This window comes from Microcoleus sp. N9_A1, from assembly GCF_036701795.1.
Lineage (GTDB): Bacteria > Cyanobacteriota > Cyanobacteriia > Cyanobacteriales > Microcoleaceae > Microcoleus.
The window spans coordinates 1-6026 of sequence record NZ_JAUBRI010000140.1; the positions used below are offsets into that span (position 1 = coordinate 1).

Genomic DNA, 6026 nt, shown 5'->3' on the forward strand with positions numbered 1-6026 from the left:
TAAATAACTTACAATTTTAATTGTTATTGTGGGAGGGGCGTCCCGCCCGTCCTTTTTGGACGGGCGGGACGCCCATCCCACCAACTTGTGGAAGTTATTTAATTCTCATTCCTTAGCAATTTAAAATCCTGAGTTAAAAAATATGGATATCGGATTGCAATTTTTTGACAAATAAAGCTTGCACAAACGGTGGTCGAAAAGTATAGGGTTGAGTGTTTAGGTTGAGAGTGGGTCTTATTTTGTCCCAATTATAAAAATACAAATATACAGTAGGGACACAGCAGTGCTGTGTCCTCATTTTTGTTGCCGCCTAAAATAAACTGCTTTCATATCAAATCTGGCAGCATCGGAATTAATATTACCCACAGCTTTCGAGACGGCAGTGCCGTCTCCTCTATATCAAGTCGCTCGTGCAACCGGAAACGGTATCAATCTGTCGAAGAGGCGATCGCCGACGGCATCCAACAGACGGCATAAAACAAACCCCAGCAACTTTTAGGTCGCCGGGGCTTGTCTTGTTTAATTTGGTGGCGGGAAGTGGATTTGAACCACTGACCTTCGGGTTATGAGCCCGACGAGCTACCAGGCTGCTCTATCCCGCGTCGCTTTGTCTCTTTACTAATATAAACATATCTTTCTGAAAATTGCAACCCCTAAATCAAAAAAAATTTTAGATTGTGGGAGGGGTTGCTGAAATCGTCTCAGAGTCTCGATCGCCCTAAAGCATCGAAACTTCCCCGACTACCTCCAAGCGCTTGAACTCGCTGAGAGTCAGGTAAGTCTCTGCAAGAGTTTCGGCGATCGTCGGAGTAATCCAGCCCAACTGCTTGAGCAAATGAATCGCCACAGCAAATTGAGCGCGCTTGCCACCATCCGTTATCTTAATCGCCAAACCCATGCCTTCGCCAACCCGGCCAATGCACTGCACCCCTTCGGCGCCGGACTTGCTCACCAATTCGCCTTGAGTCAAGCGCATCAGTTCCGTGTCAAATTTGCCCTCACCGGCAACCATCATCGGGTGGTGAGTCATAGCCCGCACAATCCGCTCCATATCCACATTGTCGCCGGAGGCCAACTTAGCGTACAAAGACGCCATTTGTCCCAACTGCAATAGATAGGTAGGAGCGCCGCAGTCGTCGCGAGCGCTGATAAACTCTTCAGCGGGCATTGCTAGCAAGTCAGCCACTTTGCCCAAAATAAGCTGCTGGACGGGATGTTTGCGGCGCAAATAAGTTTCCAGCGGCCAGTGCATTTGCTGACAGACAGCCAGCATTCCGGCGTGTTTGCCGGAACAGTTGTATTGCAGGGGGCTTTTTTTGCCTTCAGGAATGGGGCATTGAAGTTTAGATGGGTCAATGTCGCAGCGCCACAGGACGTTAAACACCTGCCGCGATTGCTCGATCGTACCTTGATGAGAACTGCAAATAATCGCTAAATCTCGATCGGTCAATTCGTAGCGTTCCAAAGTGCCGCTCGCCGTCACAGCCAAAGCTTGAAAAGGCTTGAGAGAAGAACGCACAAATGTCGCCGTTTCCGAGTTACCGGCAACGGACAGAACGCGCCCGCGCTTGTCGCAGACAGCGGCTTGGGCGCGATGCCTAGATTCCACAATACCTTCGCGCAGCAGTGTGACTTCCAGTTCGGGAGCTTGGGTTCGTTTTCCCCTTGTCATATCAATTTTAGATTTTAGATTTTAGATTTTAGACTGGGGCCCGTGAAAGTTTTGAGTTGCCAGTTGTAATTTGTGAGTTGCGGGTTGCTTCGTTAATCTTTTGGCGATCATTTCTCACTCAAAACTTGCGGAGCGGACACTCTTGGCACCCCCCCCTACAACTCAAAACTCTCTTGTTACCATTTTCGATTACAAACAGCTCCAAATTATTCCCCCGGCAACCAGCAATACTGTCAAACCATAAAATGTCTGCCGCAGACGCCTGAGAATTGGTTCTAGTTCGTAGTTGACTATCAATTGGTCTTGAGCTAAAACTTCGGGAGTTTTCGGCCAAGCTTGACAATCGTACCAGCCAGACTCTTCGTAGACGACTGTGGGATTGTCCAGGCGCGATCGCACGTAGAACCAACCCAAGTAAAGTCGCAGCAAAGCTAATCCTAGAATAAAACCGGCACCGGCAGCACCGCACAGCAAAAACTGAACTGGATACTTGCCTGGAGCAAAGCTGGCTGCTGCGAGTGGCCCGGATATCAAGCAACTCCAACCGCATACCCAAGCCAGTTTTGCCAGATATGCGGGCCAATCGAGAGTTACCCAGCTAAAAAACCAGGATTCTGTAAGTTCTTGGTATTCATTGACCGGGCGCTGTTCTTGGGGAACAGGACAAATAGAAACAGAAGCGTTTTTCACATTAGCGTTCCTCTGCGACTGAAAAATCAAGGCGATCGGCGTGTCCCCAGAACGCTTCTAAATTGTAGAATTCGCGCTCTTGAGGTTTAAAGATGTGGATAATCGCGTCGCCGTAGTCCATGACGACCCAACTGGCGTCTGATAGCCCTTGTGTACGCAGCGGCAACCGTCCCCATTCTTCTTCTACTTGGTCGGCGATGGCTTGGGAGATGGCTCGTACCTGGACGTTGGAAAATCCGGTGACGATCGCAAAGTAGTCTGCCAGATAGCATACTTCTGACACTTGGAGCAATACAATATCAACTGCTTTGCGGTCATCGGCAGCTTGGGCCGCGGTCATGATCAGGCCGCGCGCTTCGTCTGGGGAGGTGCTGTCGGTTACTGTAGACTGAGTTCTGGAATATTCGAGTTGGGTTAGATCTGACATTAAGTGTTTAAGTTCCTAATTGAGACAGTAAAGGGGAATCGGTTGTTGGCAGTTTGAGACTGGAAATAGGAGTTAGGTTCAAGCCAAAAGTAAGTACAGGATTGCTGGTAAATTTTACTGTTAACTTGTGATTTGTTCGATCGACTTTCCCGTCGAATTTCCTGTTTCCGGCGATTCCGCGCGAGCCATAAGCAGCGCCCAATTGCGGGTAAGTACGGTGCGCGGGTGAATGTAGCAGCGAGTTTCTAGCAAATATTTCAGAGAATAATCGCTAGTTTGCCACACGGCGGCATAAAGATTTTGCATACTTGCTTCGCGCAGTGCTGCTAGTTCGGCTGTGTTGCCGCGGCTCGGCTCTATAGTATCTGCTATAAATACGGTACAACTGAGCTGGCTCATGTTTGGTCTGCCGAGGGTGTGATTGGCGATCGCGTCCAAAATTTCTCGATCGACCACCCCGAATTCCTCTCTAGCGACGATCGCGCTGGCGTCTGCGTGCAGCAAATGCGGGTGTGCTTCCAACACTGAGTCTAACTCTAAACCTTCCTTCTGAGCCATAAGCAGCAGCAGTTGGGGTTTAAAGTATTTTGCCAAATCGTGCAGCAGTCCTGCCGATCGAGCTTTTGCTTCGTCGAGGCCGTAATGGCGGGCCAAGTCTCCTGCTGTTTGTTCGACTCCGAGGATATGTGTGATGCGGGCGGCAGGAACGCGCTGTGAGAGCCAAGCTAGGACGTTTTCGCGCGTAGGTGCAAGTGTCAAATATTAACTCCCAAATTGTTGGATCTACTATTTTAGCGTTTTGTTTTAATGGACTGCGGCGTCGGGTAGCAGCGGTGTTGGGATATTTGGGGTGATTGGGCGAAGGGGGCGAAGTGGGCGATCCAAAGATGTGTTAAAGTAAGTGGCTGTAACGACAAATTGTAGTTACAATATCTAGTGACAATCAAGGTATGGAATTTGAGTGGGATGAGACTAAACGTCTTACCAACCTTAGCAAACATGGAATTGACTTTATCGACGTTCCATTAGTTTTTGATGGAGAAATCGTAACAGTTGAGGATGAACGATTCAGTTATGGAGAGCAAAGGTTTGTGACTTTTGGTTTGTTGCAAGGGCGAGTAGTCGCTATCGTCCATACGGAACGAGAGGAATGTACCCGCATTATTTCTGCTAGAAAAGCAACTAAATATGAACAACGAATTTACTTCGAGCAAATCTCAAACTGACTGGCAACGCCTAGATGCCATGACTGATGAAGATATTGATTTCTCTGATTGCCCTGAAATTACGCCTGAAATGTTTGCTAAAGCCATAGTTCAGCGAGGCTTGCCCAACCCTAAGACTAAAGCTCAAGTTACCTTACGCATTGACAGTGATGTTTTGGAGTGGTTTAAATCTCAAGGTCGTGGTTATCAAACCCAGATCAATACCTTACTGCGAGAATACATGAAAGCCCATCAATAATGGATTTGCTATTTTTTGTTATTATTTCATTTGTTTTACTTTTATTTAGTGCGATAAAAGGTTATTTTGTACTTTATCCGTTGCTAGCTTCTATGGCAATTTTTATTGCCATTTTGTTGAGAAGAGGATTTCATATAAACAGCTTAATCAAAATGGCTGTTGCTGGAAGTCAAAAGTCTTTTTCAGTAATCGGTATTTTACTGTTAATCGGGGCAGTCATGGCCGTCTGGATGGCTGCGGGGACAGTTCCGGTTCTCGTATATTGGGGAATTAAATTGATTAGCCCTCAGTATTTTATCTTTTGGGCGTTTATCTTAACTAGCACGGTTTCTGTGCTGCTGGGAACTTCCTTTGGTACTGCGAGCACGATCGGCATTGCTTTAACGATCGCAGCCAAGGGCAGCGGTGTCAATCCCAATACGATCGCCGGGGCAATAATTGCCGGAGCTTATTTTGGCGATCGGTGTTCTCCGATGTCTTCTAGCGCTAATTTGATTGCCGCCATTACCCGCACAGACATTTATACAAACCTCAAAAATATGGCGGTAACAGCTTTTTACCCGCTGATAGTTTCCAGCATCTTGTATTTAATCTTATCCTTAGCAAATCCCGTAGAAGTTGCTGGAAACAACCTGGCTTTGGAACTTGGCAAAGCCTTCAATCTCAACTGGATAACTTGGTTGCCAGCCTTGACAATTTTAATTATTTGTGTTTTGCGAGTTGAGGTCAAAATTGCCATGACTGCTAGTCTAATTGCCGGAAGCGCGATCGCCATTTTACTCCAAGGTTATTCGCCGCTGGACATTCTGCAATTCGCGATCGCCGGATTCAAGTTAGAATCAACTTCTAGTTTAAAAGATATTGTGGCGGGAGGAGGGATTTTGTCGATGGTCAAAGTTTCAATAATTGTAATTGTATCGACAGCATTTGCCGGCCTTTTTGCCGGGACGAGAACGTTAGAATTTATTGAATTGTATCTAAACAAAGCTCGAACCAGAGGCGATTTATTTGGGGGGACGACAATCATAGGAATTTTAGCGGCTGCATTTGGCTGCACCCAAACAATCGCCATCCTTCTAACTCATCAGTTAGTTGAGGAAAAATACCGAAAAGAGGGATTAGATAATTATCAACTTGCTGTAGACTTAGAAAACACCGCTGTTGTGATTTCTCCATTAATTCCTTGGAATATCGCCGGATTAGTGCCTGCAACTATCTTGAGCGTCAATGCAGATTTTATCCCTTATGCCTTTTATTTATATCTAATTCCCATCTTTAACTGGATTCAAATGAAACTGACAAAACCACCTAGAAACAATCAAACAAAATAAAAAAATGTTTCGCATTCATTCTCTCTATTTTCTTGAATTATCTGCGTCAATCTGTGTTGATATGCCCTTCATCTGCGGTAGCTATATCAATCAAATGATTGTGCAACATAAATCATGAACAATAAAATGTCAATGGGTTATTCTTTGGCAGTAGTTGCGACGATTATTTGGGCGGGAAACTTCATCGTTGCTAGAGCTTTAAATCAGGATATTTTGCCAGTAGGTTTAGCTTTTTGGCGATGGGCGATTGCTGTGGCAACTTTAGCTCCATTCACGGTGCGGGCGGCAGTTGCTGACTGGAAATTGATTAAAAAATATCTCCCTTACTTGACTGTATCGGCGCTTTCCGGCGTGACTACTTTTAATAGACCTCTTGCAAAATTCATTTTAATCAAATTTTGTAACAGGCAAGATGCCTGTTCCACAAGAAAAAATGTTTTTT

At 45.9% G+C, this 6026-nt stretch carries 9 protein-coding genes and 1 tRNA gene; 5 read left to right on the plus strand and 5 right to left on the minus strand.

Features of this window, described 5'->3' with window-relative positions:
• Positions 1-288 precede the first annotated feature (288 nt).
• Positions 289-477 carry a hypothetical protein gene (locus QUA58_RS30610; protein WP_333276833.1) on the plus strand — a complete coding sequence of 63 codons (189 nt, stop codon included), beginning with the start codon at positions 289-291 and terminating at the stop codon, positions 475-477.
• A 48-nt stretch (positions 478-525) separates the two neighbouring features.
• Here the strand turns inward: QUA58_RS30610 and QUA58_RS30615 are convergent.
• The 5 genes from QUA58_RS30615 to yqeK form a co-directional block, all read right to left on the minus strand.
• A tRNA-Met gene (locus QUA58_RS30615) sits at positions 526-602 on the minus strand.
• A gap of 116 nt (positions 603-718) precedes the next feature.
• Complete coding sequence (locus tag QUA58_RS30620) at positions 719-1672, minus strand: asparaginase (protein WP_333257418.1); 954 nt, start codon at positions 1670-1672, stop codon at positions 719-721.
• Between the two features lie 189 nt (positions 1673-1861).
• Positions 1862-2362, minus strand: a complete 501-nt coding sequence (locus tag QUA58_RS30625) for a CGLD27 family protein (RefSeq protein ID WP_333257415.1) — start codon at positions 2360-2362, stop codon at positions 1862-1864.
• A gap of 1 nt (position 2363) precedes the next feature.
• Positions 2364-2789, minus strand: a complete 426-nt coding sequence (gene rsfS / locus QUA58_RS30630; RefSeq protein ID WP_333257412.1) for a ribosome silencing factor — start codon at positions 2787-2789, stop codon at positions 2364-2366.
• A gap of 120 nt (positions 2790-2909) precedes the next feature.
• Positions 2910-3548, minus strand: a complete 639-nt coding sequence (gene yqeK, locus QUA58_RS30635) for a bis(5'-nucleosyl)-tetraphosphatase (symmetrical) YqeK (protein WP_333397896.1) — start codon at positions 3546-3548, stop codon at positions 2910-2912.
• Positions 3549-3739: 191 nt separating this feature from the next.
• Here yqeK and QUA58_RS30640 point away from each other — a divergent pair, with 191 nt between their 5' ends.
• From QUA58_RS30640 to QUA58_RS30655, 4 genes are all read left to right on the plus strand, one after another.
• The gene (locus QUA58_RS30640) at positions 3740-4015 is read left to right on the plus strand and encodes a BrnT family toxin (protein ID WP_265239648.1); all 276 of its coding nucleotides are present in this window, start codon (positions 3740-3742) and stop codon (positions 4013-4015) included.
• On the plus strand, positions 3978-4253 hold the full coding sequence (locus QUA58_RS30645; protein WP_106334313.1) for a BrnA antitoxin family protein: 276 nt from the start codon (positions 3978-3980) through the stop codon (positions 4251-4253). The genes QUA58_RS30640 and QUA58_RS30645 overlap by 38 nt, the downstream gene beginning before the upstream one ends.
• Before the next feature lie 152 nt (positions 4254-4405).
• On the plus strand, positions 4406-5584 hold the full coding sequence (locus QUA58_RS30650; protein WP_333397897.1) for a Na+/H+ antiporter NhaC family protein: 1179 nt from the start codon (positions 4406-4408) through the stop codon (positions 5582-5584).
• Between the two features lie 114 nt (positions 5585-5698).
• Positions 5699-6026, plus strand: a 328-nt coding sequence (locus QUA58_RS30655; protein ID WP_333397898.1) for an EamA family transporter, incomplete at its 3' end; no start/stop codon positions are given.

Excerpts from the sequence above, each read along its gene's own strand:
- QUA58_RS30620 (WP_333257418.1), bottom strand. The coding sequence starts at position 1,672 with ATGACAAGGGGAAAACGAACCCAAGCTCCCGAACTGGAAGTCACACTG.
- rsfS (WP_333257412.1), bottom strand. The coding sequence starts at position 2,789 with ATGTCAGATCTAACCCAACTCGAATATTCCAGAACTCAGTCTACAGTA.
- QUA58_RS30640 (WP_265239648.1), top strand. The coding sequence starts at position 3,740 with ATGGAATTTGAGTGGGATGAGACTAAACGTCTTACCAACCTTAGCAAA.
- QUA58_RS30645 (WP_106334313.1), top strand. The coding sequence starts at position 3,978 with ATGAACAACGAATTTACTTCGAGCAAATCTCAAACTGACTGGCAACGC.
- QUA58_RS30650 (WP_333397897.1), top strand. The coding sequence starts at position 4,406 with ATGGCTGTTGCTGGAAGTCAAAAGTCTTTTTCAGTAATCGGTATTTTA.